Here is a 15,799-nt window from a genome sequence, read left to right on the forward strand (position 1 = left end):
TCACCGCCAGGTCAACAAGATGAAATCAAAGTCTATTGACGATGAGGCAGTGGAAACCACTGAAATATTGCTACTCTCCAGTGATTGATAAGCCTCGGGAATCGCCGCCATGGCCGCCAAAAGTGAAAACCGCGTGCTCGACCGCACCGACCGCAAGATCCTCGACATCCTGCAGCGCGACGGCCGCATCTCCATGACCGAACTGGCAGAGCAGGTCAGCCTCTCGGCCACGCCCTGCTCGGAGCGCGTGCGCCGCCTGGAGCGCGATGGCGTGATCACCGGCTACCACGCCCACCTCTCGCCCGAGGCGCTGGGCAAGACGCTGCTGGTGTTCGTGGAGATCAAGCTCTCGTCCAAGTCGGGCGAGGTCTTCGACAAGGTGCGCCAGGAACTGCTGCACGTGCCCGACGTGCTGGAGTGCTTCCTGGTCTCGGGCAGCTTCGACTACCTGGTCAAGGCCCGCCTGGGCGGCATGCGCGAGTACCGCCGCCTGCTGGGCGACATCCTCAAGAAGCTCCCCGTGCCCGCCGAGTCACACAGCTATGTGGTGATGGAGGAGGTCAAGGAAACGCTGGCGCTGCCGCTGGATCGGTGAGGGGGCCTGATGCCCCTCAAAGACCGAAATCTGTGCGCAGGCGATTGATCTGGTGCATGCCCTCATGCAAGACGGTCACTATGCCTATGTCTCCATTGGAGAGCCGTCGCCAGTAGATGAAGTGCCTTTCGTGGGGCAGAAAGAAACCGTCTACACCGAACTGCGCCGGTATGGTGCGGGATGGAATGCCGCCTGCTTCGATCCTGGCGAAGGCGTCAAACAATCCATTGATATGGCGGTCTGCCTGCTCGACCCCCAGCGGGCCTGCGTATGGCGGCAGATCTCATCGAGCCGCCGCGCCGCAGCCTCCCGTATGCGGGCAGCCGCCATGTGCTCAGGACCGATTGCGTGCGATGACATCAGCCGCCGTCAAGGTCCGATAGGAAGACTCCGGCGCATTGAATGCCTGCACCAATTCAGCCTTGAGACGCTCCAGCCGCTCCTGATCCACTCGCTCCATATCGCGGCGGATCAGATCCCGGACGTATTCGCTGGCGTTCTCGCAGGCACGGTCTTCTCCAGCGCTGGCGGCCAAGAAGTCGCCCAATAAAAGGTTTCGGATGGCTGCGAACTCTCAATGTAGTCACAAAGCAATTTGCGGACAAAACACCGGCCTGCCAGCGGCCCCGTGCAGCAGTCTTGGTCTCGATATGTTGTCTAGCTACCCCTGTCGCCCCGCGCCGCAATGCCGCCAACGCCCATCCTCTGCCGCGTATCGTCATCCAGCAGGCTGCGTACCTCCGCGAACAGCGGGGCGGCGCCTGTGTACTTCTTGCCATAGCCCAGGTTGAACGCGTAGTCAAAATCCGGCGGATTGATCCCCTGGTTGTGCTGCAGGATGGTCTCCAGCTTGTCCAGGGCCTTGACGGCGCGGGCCTCGGGGGTGGCGGCGTCTTCGTACTCCTGCCACAGGGCCATGATGGTGTCGCGGTGCTCGGGCTGCAGCGAACGGGTCAGGTGCAGCAGGTCGGCCTTTTCCTGTGCGCTCTTGTCGGGGTGCTGGTTCTTTTCCACGGCGGGGATGTCTCCATGGATGGCCTCGCCCAGGTCGTGGATCACGCACAGCTTGAGCAGCTTGAGCATGTCCAGCTGTGCCAGCTGGTCCTCGAAGGCGATGGCCATCAGGCACAGGCGCCAGCTGTGCTCTGCCGTGCTTTCGGTGCGGCCGGTGGAGGTGTGGGCGCTGCGCAGCACGCTCTTGAGCTTTTCCGCCTCGCGCAGGAAGTCCAGGCGGCCCTTGATGTTGTTGATATCCATGGCGGATATTCTCGTCGGCTTTCACCAGGGCCGCGCGCGCGTCCGGGCTCAGTCGATCAGCCGCCCCTGTGCATCCCAGAACGGGTGCGGGCCGTCAAACCGGCCGCTGGCCACGGCATGGCTGACCAGCCGGCCGCGGGGCGGCAGTGCATGCAGCATGAAGCCGGGCGGCTCCAGCGTCCAGGCCGATGCGGCGTCGGGCGCCAGGTCCAGGCAGACCTGGTGGGCGGGTGCGGGCGAGGTCATGGCCACCGTGCCGCCGAAGGCGACCTGGATGCTGCGGTGCAGGTGGCCGCAGATCACGCGCTGCACGTTGGGGTGGCGGCGCACCAGTTCTTCCAGCGCCTGGGCGCCCTGCAGCAGGCCGATCTTGTCCATATGGCCTATCAGGGTCTCGAAGGGCGGGTGGTGCATGGCGATCACCACGGGGCGGCCTTCGCTGGCGGCCATCTGCAGTTCCAGCCACTGAAGGCGCTCCTCGCACAGCGCGCCCTCGCTGTGGCCGGGCACCACGGTGTCGAGCGCGATCAGCCGCAGCGCGCCAATGTCCACCGCATACTGGATGAAGCCTTCGCTGCGCAGCCAGGCGTGCTCGGGAAAGGCGGCGCGCAGCGCGTCGCGGTCATCGTGGTTGCCGGGCAGCAGGTAGACGGGCAGGGTACCCAGAGGCGCCAGCAGGCTGCGCAGGTGGGCGTATTCCGCAGGCCGGCCGAAGTCGGTCAGGTCGCCCGTGATCACGACGGCGTGCGGCCGCTGCGGCAGGGCCAGCACGCTTTGCACGGTGCGCTCCAGGTATTGGGCAGTATCGATGCGGCGGTAGGTCAGGCGACCGGGTTCGCGGATATGCAGGTCGGTGAGCTGGGCCAGGAAGGTGGTCATGGAGGGGCGCAGGGTTTCAGGCGTGGGCATGGTTGGGCATCCATTGATGGGGGGCGATGCGCAAGGCCACGCGGTCGCCCGATTGCGCGGCGTGGTCGCGGGCCACGTCGGCCATCAGCGGCGTGTGGCCCGCCAGCTCCAGCGTGAGCTGCAGGCGGTCGCCCAGGAAGACGCGGCGCGCCACCGATGCCGGCACGGCGCCCGGCGTGCCGGCGGCGCAGACCTCGATGTCTTCAGGGCGCAGCAGCAGCCGGGCCGCGCCCGTGCATTCGGCCGGGCAGGCCAGCTCCATGCCGGCCAGCGCCAGCCGGTTGCTGCGCGCATCGTCTTCGCTGCGTTCGACCTGGTTCACGCGCCCCAGGAAGGTGGCGACGAAGGGATGGGCCGGTCGGCGGTACAGGCTTTCACCATCGCCCACCTGCAGGATGCGGCCTGCCTGCATCACGGCCATGCGGTCGGCAATGGCCATGGCCTCCTGCTGGTCGTGCGTGACGTGGACGGCGGTGATGCGCAGCTGGCGCAGCAGCTGGGCCAGCTCGTCGCGCAGGGTTTCCTTGAGTTTGGCGTCCAGCGCGGTCAGCGGCTCGTCCAGCAGCAGCACGCGCGGGCGCGAGGCCACGGCGCGGGCCAGGGCCACGCGCTGGCGCTGGCCGCCGGACAGCTCGGCCGGGCGCTTGTGCTCCAGGCCGTTCAGGCGCACCAGGTCCACCAGTTCGCCCACCACGCGGCGCTGCTCCTGCTCGGACACGCCGCGTATGCGCAGGCCGTAGGCGATGTTGGCCTGCACGCTCATCTGCGGGAACAGCGCGTAGTGCTGGAACACCATGCCCACCTGGCGCCTTTCTATGGGCACGCGGGTGACGTCGGTGTCGCCGAAGGCGATGCGGCTGCCCGCATCCGGCGTCTCCAGCCCCGCGATGATGCGCAGCAGCGTGGTCTTGCCGCAGCCCGAGGGGCCGAGCAGGGCCAGCACCTCGCCGGGCTCCACGCGCAGGTCGGTGGCCTGCAGGCCGCGCGTTCCGTCGGCATAGGTCTTGGCGCATTGCCGGATGTCGATGGCGACGCTGTTACTTTCCATAATGCTTCTCGATGAAATGCCCCAGCGCCTGCAGCAGCCACATCACGGGCAGGATGACGATGAGGAAGATGAGGGTGTAGGCCGAGCCCACCTCGATGCGCATGGACGCATAGCTGTCGGCCAGGCCCACGGGCAGGGTGCGCGTCAGCGGCGTGTGCAGCATCCAGGTCAGGTTGAACTCGCCCATGGACAGGGTGAACACCATCAGGCAGGCGGCCACGATGGCGGGCAGCACGGCAGGCACCAGCACGCCCAGGAAGCGCTGCGTGAACGAGGCGCCCAGGCTGCGCGCAGCCTCCTCCAGCGCCACCAGCTCCTGGCGGCGCAGCGCCGAGCCCACCATGCGCACCATGAAGGGCAGGGTGAACACCACATGGCCCACCAGGATGAAGGCAAAGCTCTGGCGGAAGGCGGCCACGCTGCCATAGGCCAGCAGCAGGGCCAGGGCGCTGGCCAGGCCCGGAATGGCCACGGGCAGCGTCAGCAGCTCCTCGAAATGCCGGGCCCAGGGCGAGCGGCTGCGCGCCAGCGCATAGGCGCAGGGCACGCCCAGCACCAAGGTCATGGCCACGCAGGCGCAGGCCAGCAGCAGCGACATCAGCACGGTATTGCCGTAGCCGGCCCAGACCTCGGCCAGCCAGCGCGTGGTCAATCCGCTGGACAGGCCCTGGCCGTAGTTCTGCACCAGCCCGGCCAGCACCGACAGCAGCATGGGCGCCAGCATGAACACGGTGACGGTGGCCGTCACCAGCCACATCAGCGGCGGCATTTTTGGCCGCCGGGCAGCCCCAAGGCAAAAAGCGGCCCCTTCGGGGGGCAGCGGACCTTGCGCTGCAAGGGCAGCGTGGGGGCTATTTTTTTGTGTGGTCCGCATGGTCAGACTCCTGTGGCGGCCGGACCCGCCCAGCGCCGCGACAGCCACAGCACCAGCCAGGTGATCAGCCCCAGGCTGATCGACAGGCTGGCGGCCAGGGCGAAGTTGGCGTAGTTGGTGAACTCGTTGTAGATGGTGATGGGCAGCACCTCGAACTTGCTCGACAGCGTGAAGGCCGTGCCGAAGGCGCCGACCGACGTGGCGAACACGATGGCGCCGCAGGCCAGCGTGGTGGGCAGCAGCTGCGGCCACCACACATCGCGCGCCACCCGCCAGCCATTGCCGCCCAGCGAGCGCGCGGCCTCTTCCAGGTGCGGGTCCAGTGCCTCGGCCGCTGCCGTGTAGGAGGCAATGGCGCGCGGCAGCGAGAAGTACAGGTAGCCCAGGAACAGGCCCAGCAGCCCGTAGGCGAAGGTGATCCGCTCGCCGCCCAGGGCCACCGACAGGTCGGCCAGCGCGCCCTGGCGCCCGCCCAGCAGGATGATGAAAAAGCCGATGATCACGCCCGGAAACGACAGCGGCAGCGTCAGCAGCGACAACAGCAGGCCGCGCCCCGTGAAGCGGTGGCGCGCCAGCGCAATGCCCATCACCGCGCCGATCAGCAGCGTGGCCAGGGTCACGGCCAGCGACAGGGCCAGCGTCTGCAGCAGGCTTTGCAGGTAGAGCGCGTCGGTCAGCGTGGCGAAGTAGGTGCGCCAGCCTTCACGCGCCGGCAGCGCCAGCAGCAGGCCGGCCGGCAGCAGCCAGAACGCCGCGAAGAAGGCCACGGCCGGCGCGCTGCAGGCCAGCAGCAGCGCGCGGGCGCGCCAGTCGCCTGGCGCTTGGGAGGTAATGCCCACGATGCAGTCCGCCTGGCTCAACGCACTTCACGCAGGTAGCGCGTGGAGAAGCCCTTTTGCACATCGGCCATCTTCTGGTAGTCCACCGAGGTGGCACGTGCGTACTCGCTGGCGGGCAGGAAATGGCCGGCCACCTCCTTGGGCAGGGCCACGTCGCGCACGGGGCGCAGGTAGGCGTTGGCCCAGATGGACTGGCCCTTGTCGGACAGCACATAGTCCAGCACCTTCTTGCCGTTGTCCATGTGCGGCGCCTTGTTCACCAGGCTCATCACATAGGGCATGACCACGGTGCCTTCCTTGGGGATCACGAAGTCCACGTCGGCCTTGTCCTTGTAGCGGGCTCGGTAGGCGTTGAAGTCATAGTCCAGCAGGATGCCGATCTCGCCCGACAGCAGGCGCGCATACGAGGTCTGCTTGGGCACGATGGGCTCGTTCTTCTGCAGCTTCTTGAAGTAGTCGATGGCGGGCTGGAAGTTGTCCAGCGTGCCGCCCATGGCCTGGTTCACGGCCACGGCGCCCACATAGCCCACGAAGGCCGAGGCCGGGTCCAGGTAGCCGACCAGGCCCTTGTATTCGGGCTTGAGCAGGTCTGCCCAGGACTGCGGCACGGGCTTGCCGCCCAGCGCCGCCTTGTTGACCATGAAGCCCAGCGTGCCCGAGTGGATGGTCACCCACTCGCCCTTGGGGTCCTTGAGGCCGGCGGGAATCTGGTCCCAGTTGGCGGGCTTGTAGGCGGCGACCACGCCGTCTTTCTGCGCCTGGATGGCGAAGGTCACGCCCAGGTAGGTCACATCGGCCACGGGGCTGGCCTTCTCGGCCACCAGCTGGGCCAGCGACTGGCCGGAGTTCTTGTTGTCGGGCGGCACGGTGATGCCGGTATCGGCCTTGATGGCCTTGATCTGCGTGCCCCAGTCGGCCCATTCGGGCGGGCAGTTGTAGCAGATGGCGCTCTGGGCCAGGGCCGTGCCGCAGACGGCGGTGGTGGCGGCCAGCAGGGCAAGGCGCTTGAAGGAGGGCTTGAAGGAGAGCTTGAAGGGGAGGGCAGTCAGTTTCATGGTGCGTACTCGAAGAGGTTGGGGAGCGTGGGGAAGGGAAGGGCGCGGCCTTGGCTTGCGCGGGCCGCTGCTGTTGGTTTCAGAGCCGGCAGGACTCGCCGCTGCGCCAGCCATGCGGCAGGCACAGGCTGTCCTGCGGGGCCAGGGTTTTCTTGTTCGCCAGTGCATCGCACAGCAGGCGCACGCAGGCCGAGCCGATGTCGTGGTTGGGTTGGGAAATCGAGGCCAGCGAAGGCGTGAGATCGCCCGCCATGGCAATCCCGTCAAAGCCGACCACGCTCAGGTCCGCAGGCACGCGGAACCCGGCCAGCGATGCCGCGCGGATGGTGCGTATCGCCAGCAGATCGTTGCTGCAGACAATGGCCGTGGGCGGGGCCTGCTCGCTCAGGTGCTGCTGCAGCATCTGCACGGCGGTGGCGGCAAAGGGCACCTCCCAGACCGGCAGCGGCGCCAGGCCTGCGGCCTGCATGCCCAGCGCATAGCCACGGCAGCGCTGCTGGGCGCGGTCGGACGCGCGCAACTGGCCCGTGACCATGCCGATGCGGCTGTGGCCTGCCGCAGCCAGGCGCAGCACCAGCTCTCTGACGGCGCCCGTGTTGTCCACGCCCACGCAGGCATGCTCATGGGTGTGGTGATAGGCCAGCACATAGGGCTTGCCGGCCTGGCGCACACGCGCCAGCGCTGCCGAATCGCCAGGGTTGGAGACCACCAGCACCAGCGCATCCACCCCGCTGGCCAGCAGCCGCGTGGTGGCCGCGTCTTCACCGGCGTGGTCGTATTCGGTGGTGCAGGGCGAAATCGCATAGCCGCGCAGCGCCGCCTGCGAGGCAATGCCCTGCAGGCACTCGGCAAACACCGGATTGGTGAGCGTGGGCAGCACCACGCCCAGCACCTTGCTGCTGCGCGTGCGCAGCGTGCGTGCGCTGGCATTGGCCACATAGCCCACTTCCTGCGCCACGCGCAGCACCGTGCTGCGCGTTTGCGCATTGACCACCTCCGGCGAATTGAAAACCCGCGAAACAGTGGCGACGGACAGTCCCGCGCGGCGTGCAACCTCGGTGATGCTCATGGATGTAAACGATTTCCTGAAAACGTTTACATTGCACCCGCCGCGCGTGACAGGGAGGTGACGAAGGTTTGAAGCTTTTGTGGCAGCCAGGCGTTTGGCGGCTGAGGCCCTGGCCTTTGCAAGGCGCCGATGCTTTGCTGGTCTGTGGGCTTTGTCTTGGCAGTTGAGTTGCCCCGCTGCGCGTAGCGGCTGCCCGTGCGAACAAGCCCGGAGCCTACAGCTCCCCCTCAGGGCCAGGCATACGATTTGCAGCGATCGGAAACCGCATGCCGCCAGCGTGCGGGCGTCCGTCGCAAGAATCACAACTCCAAGCCTCCCATGTCTTCATTCGATACCCAACTGCTGCTCATCGCGCTGGCCAGCGTGCTGGTCCTCGTCGCGCTGATCGTCTCGCGCATCCGTCTTCATCCCTTGCTGGCCCTGCTGGTGGTTTCCATCGGCGTGGGATTTGCCACGGGCATGGCGCCGGGCGAGATCGTCAAGAACCTCACCAATGGGGCCGGCAAGACGCTGGGCGCGGTGGGCGTGGTGATTGCCCTGGGCGCCATGCTGGGCAAGATCCTGGCGGACTCCGGCACCACCGAGCGGCTGGCCAGTGCCATCCTGCAGCGCACGTCCGAGCGCATGATTCCCTGGGCCATGACCCTGGTGGCATTCGTGATCGGCATCCCCATGTTCTTCGAGGTGGGGCTGGTGGTCATGCTGCCGCTGATCTTCAGCGTGGCGCGCAAGCTGGAAAGCAATGAGCGCTTCAAGGGATCGGCCTATGTCTATGTGGGCGTGCCCGTGATCGCCGCGCTGGCCGCCATGCACGGCATGGTGCCGCCGCACCCCGGCCCGCTCACCGCCATTGCCACGCTGCACACCACAGTCGGCCCGACCATGCTGTACGGCTTTCTGGCCGTGATTCCCGCCATGGTGCTGGGTGGCCCGCTGTACGGCGCCTTCATCACGCCGCGCATGGGCACGCGCCCCGATGCAGCCCTGCTGGAGCAGTTCACATCAGGCAAGAAGGAAGGCGGGGAGGGCAGTGCGCCCAGCATCGGCATGGGCGTGCTGTGCGCCTTGCTGCCCGCGCTGCTGATGCTGGTGCATGCGCTGGCCGAGGTGCTGCTGCCCAAGGATTCGGGCCTGCTGCATGCGGCGGCCTTCCTGGGCAATCCGCTGGTGGCCATGCTGCTGGGCGTGGTGTTTGCCTCCATCACCCTGGGCTATCTGCGCGGCGCCGATGCCGAGAAGCTGCGCGACGCGCTGGGCCAGAGCCTCAAGCCCATCGCCGGCATCATGCTCATCATTGCGGGCGGAGGTGCCTTCCAGCAGATCCTGACCAGCGCCAAGGTGGGCGATGCCATCGTCCACATGACCCAGCAGTTCGCCCTGCCGCCGTTGGTGCTGGGCTGGATGATCGCCATGCTGCTGTCGGTGTCCACCGGCTCGGCTACCGTGGGCATCGTCGGCGCGGCGGGCCTGCTGGCGCCGCTGGCGGCCTCCGATCCTTCGCTGAACGTGCCGCTGCTGGCGCTGGCCATTGGCTGCGGCTCGCTGTTCTTCAACTATGCCAACCACGCGGGCTTCTGGATGGTGAAGGAGTCGTTCGGCATGAGCATGGGCGAGGCCACCAAGACGATTACCGTGGTCCAGTCCATCGTGTCCTTTGTGGGCCTGCTGATGGTGCTGCTGTTCAATCTGCTGCCCAAGCTGGGATAGGTGAAAGGCATGAGGCGGGCTGCCGGCGGCCGCTTCGATGCCGCGGCAACCACCAAGAGAGGGCACTACTTCCGGTTCGACTGCGAATTGCCCCAGTCGCGACAGGGAAAATGCCGCCCCGTACAGGTGCGGTACCCGGCGCCGCTTCAACGCACGGCCGGCAATTCACCTATACTGATGGAGGTGCTGTCCTTGTTGTTCGCCTCCTCAGTGCCCGTCTGACACCTTCTCGGTCTCCGGGCTGCCGTTGGCCGCCCACTGTCACGAAGTCTGTGACGAGGTCCGCAACTGTCACCCTCAACGGCGAGCACCACGCGAATCCAACCCACTTCCCGGGTCCGCACTCTCCCTGCCACCTGCAGGGTCCTCTTTTTCCCTTTTTCGATGCTCCGCTGCCTGCGTGCAGCGGTCATCCTGCGCTGGCCCAAGGCCGCAGCATGGTGCTGCACCAGCAACTTGCGGCGACGCAACCCTTTCAACATGTACTCACAGGAGTCCCATTGGCTAAAGAAGAACTGATCGAAATGCAAGGCCGGGTAGACGAAGTGCTGCCTGATTCCCGCTTCCGCGTAACGCTGGAAAACGGCCACCAGCTCATCGCCTATACCGGCGGAAAAATGCGCAAGCACCGCATCCGCGTGCTGGCCGGCGACAAGGTGACGCTTGAAATGTCGCCCTATGACCTGAACAAGGGTCGCCTCACGTTCCGCCACATCGAGCAACGCTCCGGCGCACCGGGCCCGCGTCCTCCGCAGCGCCGCTGAAGCCCTCCGGCCCGCTTCTGTTGCAGAGCGGGCATTCGGGGCGCAGGCAGGACCGGGCTCTGTGCCTGGTTGCCTGATCGGCAGCCCCAGTCAGCTTTCCAAGCAGCCCCGACGGCCCGACCGCCTGGAGGGCACCAGACGGATCAGGCGAGTCCGTCTGCTTATTTGGACATGGCGTCCTTGCCCATGGAATCCTTCTTCATTCCATCCTTGGACATGCCTTCCTTGTGCATGCCGTCCTTGGACATCGAGTCCTTCTTCATCCCGTCCTTGGACATGGAGTCTTTCTTCATGCCGTCCTTGGCCATGGAGTCCTTCTTCATCCCATCCTTGGACATCGAATCCTTGGACATGGCTCCGTTGGACATGCCGTCCTTCGCCATCTCATCCGCAGCGAATGCCGTGGTGGCACCGGCCAGGGCGAGGCAGGTGGCGAGCAGGGTGGTGGTGAGCTTGGTCATTTGAGTCTTCCTTTGGATTAGCGGTTTGCGGGATTGCAAATCGGCCGGCTTTGGATGGGCCCGGCCTCGCACCTTCGTTGGCGGCCCAGCGGCTTGGAAGGCCGCTCAGCTGCCTCCGAACCAGTTGTAGCCCTGGTCTTCCCAGTAGCCGCCGGAGTAGGTGTTGGTGACGAACATGGCCTGGATGTGCTTCGGGTTCTTGTAGCCCAGCTTGGTGGGCATGCGCAGCTTCATCGGAAAGCCATATTTGGGCGGCAGGGGCTGCCCGTCGTAAGTCAATGCCATCAGCGTCTGCGGATGCAGGGCCGTGGCCATGTCGATGCTGGTGAAGTAGTCGTCCACGCACTTGAAGCCGACGTACTTGGCACTGGTGTCGGCGCCTATGTGGCGCAGGAAATCGGCAAAGCGCACGCCGCCCCAGCGGCCTATGGCGCTCCAGCCTTCCACGCAGATGTGGCGCGTGATCTGTTCGTCCTGCGGCATGGCGCGCAGCTCGGCCAGGGTCCATGCATGGCGGTCGGCGACCATGCCGGTCACTTCCAGGCGCCAGCTGGCCCCGTCCACCTCGCGCACCTCGTCCTCGCCGTAGTAGGCATTGAAGGGGAAGGGGCGCGTGATCTCGGCTGCGGTATAGGTGGGCGCCAGCCGCGTGGGACTGAAGAGCAGGCCCTGCATGCGGTCGTTGAAGCGCGATACCTGGCTGAGCGCGGCCTCGACGTGGCTGTCATCGCTGATGCTGCAGCCCGTGAGCAGGGACAGGCCGCCCAGCGTCAGCGAGCGCTGCAAAAAGGCGCGGCGTGCGGGCTGGTCGAGCTTGCGGGCGATCAGCGAGCGTGCCTCGTGCACCACGGCCGCGCCATCGACGCCGGGCAGGGAAGGGGCTTTGAAGATTTTCATGGGGACTTGGGCGCACGGCCGTGGATCATGGTCAGGAAGGTCCGGGGCACCAGGGCGACCATCGCCAGGTGCACCATCACGAAGGCCACCAGCGCGGACATGCCGAAGAAGTGCACGCGCCGTGCGGATTCATAGCCGCCCAGCAACTCGCGCAGCAGCGGGAACTGCACCGACTTCCACAGCACCAGGCCCGACAGCACGATCACCACCAGGTCCAGCACCACGAACAGGTAGGCCAGCTTTTGCACATGGTTGTAGCGGGCCGGGTCGGCGTGCGACAGCCGGCCCTTGAGGGCGGCCACCAGGTCCTGGCGCACGCCCTGCATGCTGACGGGAAAGAACTTGCGCAGCCACCGGCCGCTGGCGATGTTGAGCAGCAGGTACAGCAATCCGTTGAACACCAGCAGCCACATGGCCGCGAAATGCCATTGCAGCGCCCCGCCCAGCCAGCCGCCCAGCGTGATCGAGCCCGGAAAGCTGAAATCAAAGAACGGCGCCGCGTTGTAGATGCGCCAGCCGCTGGTCACCAGGATGACCACGGCGAGCGCATTGAGCCAATGCGTCAGGCGCAGCCACAGCGGGTGGATGCGCTGGCCATCCTTGGGCTGTGCCGGTTGGGGGGTGATGAGGGCGGTGTTCATGGATCCCATTGTTGGAGGGACCCTGTAGCGGATGTATCACGCAAACTTCAATTAATCGTGACAACTCCCAAGAACTCCCAAGGCCTGCTCAGCCCGCCTGGGCACACCCGGCCAGGCGCGCTATGGCGTGCCGGCCTGCCGCGCAGCGAGGCCGCAGCGGCAACCGCCGCAGCTGCATGAATCCCTTGCCTTCCCGCGAGCACACCTGTATGGCCGCCGAACCCCTGCTGCCGCTGTCCGGCATCCGCGCCATCGAATTCACCCACATGGTTATGTACCCCACTTGCGGCCTGATCCTGGCCGACCCGGGTGCGGCCCGGCTTGCAGCGCAGCTGGAGGCCGAAGGCACTCCCCTGCCGGCCGCGCCGGCCGGCGAGTTGCAGGCGCTGGCGTGGCTCAGCGGGGTGGCGCTGGCGTTGTGAGCGACGGGCCTGCAGCTGGTTGGCCGGACGACATCACCGCCTCCAGCCCGCTTCTCGGGAAGACCGGGCTGTAGTTCACCTGGATCTCGGAGAGCTTGTCATTCACCCGCGTCGTCATGAAATAGCGCGGCATGCCGAATCCCACCTTCATCACCAGGCCGCGAAGCTCGGAGAGGGCGCCGACCTTCACATCGGGATCTACCAGCACGGCAATGCGTGCCGTGCTTTTGGCGTCGGGGGCTGCGGTCAATTTTCTGGAAAGCGCGTTTTTCAACTGGACCAGGCTGAGCTGCTGGCCATCCAGGCTGTACGGGCGATCATTGCCGCTTGCAGCATGCATTTCGATCACGGTCAGATCTGCAGCAAGAGCGGGTGGGCCGAGCAGGGCGGCCAGCAGCAGGAATCTTGTTGGTTTCATGGTTTTGTTGTGCGATGCAGAGCTTGTACCAGCTCGTCCCCACTTCTCCCAATTTCCCCCCATATTGGTCGCAAGAATTCCTTGGCAACTCCAGGAAAAGACCATGATTGATTTCTCGCAAACCAACGCTTCACGCATTCGCCCGGCCCTGGTGCTGGCTGTGGCGGTCTTCGCGGCGGCCTGCAGCCATGCCCAGGGCCACGGGGGACATGGCAATCCGCCGTCGCCGCCGCCCGAGGCCTATACGGCCTGCCAGGGCAAGGCCGAGGGTGACAGCGTGACCCTGACCATGCCCGACGGGAAGACGCTGGCCGGCACCTGCCGCAGCCTGAACGGGCAACTGGTGGCCATGCCGGCCGGCGGGCCCGGCGCAGGCGGGCCGCCGCCCCATCCGCAGCAGTGATCACCGGAGACACCACCAATGGCCACACCGCCACGATTTCCATCGGCATTGCCGTCTGACGCAGCAACTGAATGAGCCTTCGCCTCCCGCGCCTGAAGCTGCAGCACAAGGCCTTCTTCGCCCTGGCCGTGCTGCTGGTGGCCCTGCTGCTGGTGTTTCTCGGGTTCTCGCGCCTGGGGCTGCAGCGGGGCCTGGGGCCGTACATGGCCGAGGTGGAGCTGACCGGCATGGACGGGCTGGCCGAGCGGCTGGTCCAGCACCATGAGCAAAACGGCGGCTGGGATGCGGCGCGCGCCAACCCCGGTTTCTGGCGCGACATGGTGCGCCCGGGCGCAGGCATGGGCCGGGGCTTTCCTGCGGGCGAGCCCGGGCCACGGCCCCCCATGCCCATGCCCATGCCCATGCCGGAGCCGAGGCCTGGTTTTGAGGGAAGCCACGGTCCGGGGCCGGGCCCGGAATTTCCGCCGCCACCTGGGCCGGAAGGCGGAGAGCCTGCCGATCGCTCAGATCACCCAGATCACCCAGATCACTCCGACCGTACAGACCGCCCAGGCCCGCCGCCGGACCGCCCGTTTGGCGGCCCGTGGGCGCGCGTGGGCCTGCTGGATGCCCAGGGCCAGCTCATCTCCGGCATGGCGCCGCAGCCAGGTGCGGCGCACCGCGTTCTGCGCGCCGCCAACGGGCAGGCCATTGGCGAGATCGTGCTGTCCCCCGTGCAGACCGGGCAGGGCATGCAGCGCGATCTGGACCGCGCCTTCCTCGCGCAGCAGATGGGTTTTGTGGCCTGGACCGGGCTGGCTGGCCTGCTGCTGGCGCTGCTGCTGTCGGCCTGGCTCACGCGGCGCTGGCTGGAGCCTCTGACCGCTTTTGTCGACGGCCTGCGCGGCATTGCGGCCGGGCGGCTGGATACGCGCGTGGCCATCAAGGGCGATGCGGAGCTGGCCCGCCTTGCGGAAACCTTCAACGACATGGCCGTGCAACTGGCCACCATGGAGGCCTCGCGGCAGCGCTGGCTGGCCGACGTAGCGCATGAGCTGCGCACGCCCCTGTCCACCATGCGCGCCGAGGTCGAGGCCGTGCAGGACGGCGTGCTGCCCATGGACGACCGCATGGCGCTGCGCCTGCACCGGCAGATCATGCGGCTGATACGGCTGGTCAGCGACCTGCGCGTGAGCCTGGACGACCCGCAGGCCCTGCACGGCTCGGGCCATGTGCCCGTGCATGTGCTGACCCTGCTGGGCGAGGCGCTGGACGGCGCGCGGCCCGGCTTCGAGCAGGTCGGCATCGGCCTGGACCGCTCCACCGTGGACGAGTTGGCTGCGCGCGTTCCGCCGCCGCTGGTGCAGGGCGATCCGCACCGGCTGCACCAGGTGTTTGCCAACCTGCTGGAAAACAGCTTGCGCTACACGGCTGCGGGCGGACGGCTGCAGGTGTCCGCCGAAATTGTCCAGATGAAGGACCGCAGCATGCTGCAGCTGCGCTGGGACGACACGGCTCCCGGCGTGGCCAGCCAGCACCTGCCGCGCCTGTTCGACCGCCTCTATCGCGTGGACGCCTCCCGCGTGCGCGACGGCGATGGCCTGGGCGGCTCCGGCCTGGGGCTGGCCATCTGCCGCACCATCGTCCAGGCCCATGGCGGCAGCATCGAGGCGGCTGCCTCGCCGCTGGGCGGCCTGCGCATCACGCTGTGGCTGCCCTTGCTGGAAAATCCCGCGCCATGAAGCCTGCCCGCATCCTCCTGGTCGAAGACGAGACCGACATGGCCGCCATCGTCATCGACTACCTGCGCCATGCAGGCTACGAAGTCGAGCACATCCGCCACGGGCGCGAGGCGCTGGACCGCATGCTGCGCTCCCCGCCCGACCTCACCGTGCTGGACATCATGCTGCCGGGGCTGGACGGCCTGGACATCCTGCGCCAGTTCCGCCCCCACAGCGCCAGCCCCGTCATCGTGCTCACCGCGCGCGTCGAGGAAATGGACCGCCTGCTGGGCCTGGAGCTGGGCGCGGACGACTACATCTGCAAGCCCTTCGCCCCGCGCGAAGTCGTGGCCCGCGTCAAGGCCGTGCTGCGCCGCAGTGCCGGCCCCGGCCCGGCCCAGCAGCGCCTGACGCTGCTGCCCGATCAGGGCCGCGCCATGCTCAACGGCAGCGCCCTGCCGCTGACCAAGCGCGAGCTGGCCTTGCTGCAGGCCCTGATGCGCCAGCCCGGCCGCCTGTACTCCCGCGCGCAGCTGCTGGAGCTGGCCTGCGCCGACACGCTGGACGTGAACGAGCGCGCCATCGACAGCCACATCAAGAACCTGCGCAAGAAACTCAAGGCGGCGGACGACCGCCATGAGTGGATTCGCTCCGTCTATGGCGTGGGCTTTGCGTTCGAGCCCGATGGCGGGTCCGACACGCGGGCGCAGTGAAGGCCAGGCGAGGGCAGGGCGCAGCCC

At 67.0% G+C, this 15,799-nt stretch carries 19 protein-coding genes; 8 read left to right on the top strand and 11 right to left on the bottom strand.

Annotated features, from left to right (window positions below; genetic code table 11):
- The first annotated feature begins 109 nt into the window (after positions 1–109).
- Both A9976_RS12805 and A9976_RS12810 read left to right on the top strand, forming a co-directional pair.
- Positions 110–595, top strand: coding sequence for a winged helix-turn-helix transcriptional regulator (locus A9976_RS12805; RefSeq protein WP_183019321.1), 486 nt, complete (start codon positions 110–112; stop codon positions 593–595).
- A 64-nt stretch (positions 596–659) separates the two neighbouring features.
- On the top strand, positions 660–1,145 hold the full coding sequence (locus tag A9976_RS12810) for a hypothetical protein (RefSeq protein ID WP_183019322.1): 486 nt from the start codon (positions 660–662) through the stop codon (positions 1,143–1,145).
- A gap of 107 nt (positions 1,146–1,252) precedes the next feature.
- On the opposite strand, the gene A9976_RS12815 is transcribed toward A9976_RS12810, so the two are convergent.
- The 7 genes from A9976_RS12815 to A9976_RS12845 all read right to left on the bottom strand — a co-directional run bounded on the left by A9976_RS12815 (position 1,253) and on the right by A9976_RS12845 (position 7,646).
- Complete coding sequence (locus A9976_RS12815; RefSeq protein ID WP_183019323.1) at positions 1,253–1,852, bottom strand: HD family hydrolase; 600 nt, start codon at positions 1,850–1,852, stop codon at positions 1,253–1,255.
- A gap of 48 nt (positions 1,853–1,900) precedes the next feature.
- Positions 1,901–2,761, bottom strand: a complete 861-nt coding sequence (locus A9976_RS12820) for a phosphodiesterase (protein WP_183019324.1) — start codon at positions 2,759–2,761, stop codon at positions 1,901–1,903.
- A complete protein-coding gene (locus A9976_RS12825) occupies positions 2,748–3,809 on the bottom strand; it encodes an ABC transporter ATP-binding protein (protein ID WP_183019325.1) in 1,062 nt (353 codons plus the stop codon). The genes A9976_RS12820 and A9976_RS12825 overlap by 14 nt, the downstream gene beginning before the upstream one ends.
- Positions 3,799–4,566, bottom strand: coding sequence for an ABC transporter permease (locus tag A9976_RS12830; protein ID WP_183019367.1), 768 nt, complete (start codon positions 4,564–4,566; stop codon positions 3,799–3,801). Before A9976_RS12830 ends, A9976_RS12825 begins: the two co-directional genes overlap by 11 nt.
- A 119-nt stretch (positions 4,567–4,685) precedes the next feature.
- Complete coding sequence (locus A9976_RS12835) at positions 4,686–5,543, bottom strand: ABC transporter permease (RefSeq protein ID WP_183019326.1); 858 nt, start codon at positions 5,541–5,543, stop codon at positions 4,686–4,688.
- Positions 5,540–6,577 (bottom strand): ABC transporter substrate-binding protein, encoded by a 1,038-nt coding sequence (locus tag A9976_RS12840; protein WP_183019327.1) that lies wholly within the window; start codon positions 6,575–6,577, stop codon positions 5,540–5,542. Before A9976_RS12840 ends, A9976_RS12835 begins: the two co-directional genes overlap by 4 nt.
- A gap of 79 nt (positions 6,578–6,656) precedes the next feature.
- Positions 6,657–7,646: a LacI family DNA-binding transcriptional regulator gene (locus tag A9976_RS12845; RefSeq protein ID WP_183019328.1), complete on the bottom strand. Its 990-nt coding sequence runs from the start codon at positions 7,644–7,646 to the stop codon at positions 6,657–6,659.
- Positions 7,647–7,964: 318 nt separating this feature from the next.
- Here A9976_RS12845 and A9976_RS12850 point away from each other — a divergent pair, with 318 nt between their 5' ends.
- Both A9976_RS12850 and infA read left to right on the top strand, forming a co-directional pair.
- Positions 7,965–9,353: a GntP family permease gene (locus tag A9976_RS12850; RefSeq protein WP_183019329.1), complete on the top strand. Its 1,389-nt coding sequence runs from the start codon at positions 7,965–7,967 to the stop codon at positions 9,351–9,353.
- A gap of 500 nt (positions 9,354–9,853) precedes the next feature.
- Positions 9,854–10,117: a translation initiation factor IF-1 gene (gene infA / locus A9976_RS12855; protein WP_012204971.1), complete on the top strand. Its 264-nt coding sequence runs from the start codon at positions 9,854–9,856 to the stop codon at positions 10,115–10,117.
- Positions 10,118–10,278: 161 nt separating this feature from the next.
- Here the strand turns inward: infA and A9976_RS12860 are convergent, their stop codons facing one another.
- The 3 genes from A9976_RS12860 to A9976_RS12870 form a co-directional block, all read right to left on the bottom strand.
- The gene (locus A9976_RS12860; RefSeq protein WP_183019330.1) at positions 10,279–10,578 is read right to left on the bottom strand and encodes a pentapeptide MXKDX repeat protein; all 300 of its coding nucleotides are present in this window, start codon (positions 10,576–10,578) and stop codon (positions 10,279–10,281) included.
- Between the two features lie 105 nt (positions 10,579–10,683).
- A complete protein-coding gene (locus A9976_RS12865) occupies positions 10,684–11,475 on the bottom strand; it encodes a molybdopterin-dependent oxidoreductase (protein WP_183019331.1) in 792 nt (263 codons plus the stop codon).
- Complete coding sequence (locus tag A9976_RS12870) at positions 11,472–12,125, bottom strand: cytochrome b/b6 domain-containing protein (RefSeq protein ID WP_380105228.1); 654 nt, start codon at positions 12,123–12,125, stop codon at positions 11,472–11,474. The genes A9976_RS12865 and A9976_RS12870 overlap by 4 nt, the downstream gene beginning before the upstream one ends.
- Positions 12,126–12,325: 200 nt before the next feature.
- Between A9976_RS12870 and A9976_RS31885 the strand changes: the two genes are divergently transcribed.
- A complete protein-coding gene (locus tag A9976_RS31885; protein WP_374618332.1) occupies positions 12,326–12,538 on the top strand; it encodes a hypothetical protein in 213 nt (70 codons plus the stop codon).
- Here A9976_RS31885 and A9976_RS12880 read toward each other — a convergent pair.
- On the bottom strand, positions 12,513–12,956 hold the full coding sequence (locus A9976_RS12880; protein WP_183019333.1) for a hypothetical protein: 444 nt from the start codon (positions 12,954–12,956) through the stop codon (positions 12,513–12,515). The two genes, A9976_RS31885 and A9976_RS12880, sit on opposite strands and share 26 nt — an antisense overlap.
- Positions 12,957–13,059: 103 nt before the next feature.
- On the opposite strand from A9976_RS12880, the gene A9976_RS12885 reads away from it, so the two are divergent.
- From A9976_RS12885 to A9976_RS12895, 3 genes are all read left to right on the top strand, one after another.
- On the top strand, positions 13,060–13,359 hold the full coding sequence (locus A9976_RS12885; protein WP_183019334.1) for a hypothetical protein: 300 nt from the start codon (positions 13,060–13,062) through the stop codon (positions 13,357–13,359).
- 71 nt (positions 13,360–13,430) lie between these two features.
- Positions 13,431–15,080: an ATP-binding protein gene (locus A9976_RS12890; RefSeq protein WP_183019335.1), complete on the top strand. Its 1,650-nt coding sequence runs from the start codon at positions 13,431–13,433 to the stop codon at positions 15,078–15,080.
- A complete protein-coding gene (locus tag A9976_RS12895) occupies positions 15,077–15,772 on the top strand; it encodes a response regulator (protein ID WP_183019336.1) in 696 nt (231 codons plus the stop codon). Before A9976_RS12890 ends, A9976_RS12895 begins: the two co-directional genes overlap by 4 nt.
- Positions 15,773–15,799: the final 27 nt, after the last annotated feature.

The sequence above is a fragment of the Delftia sp. UME58 genome (assembly GCF_014170385.1).
Lineage (GTDB): Bacteria > Pseudomonadota > Gammaproteobacteria > Burkholderiales > Burkholderiaceae_C > Comamonas > Comamonas acidovorans.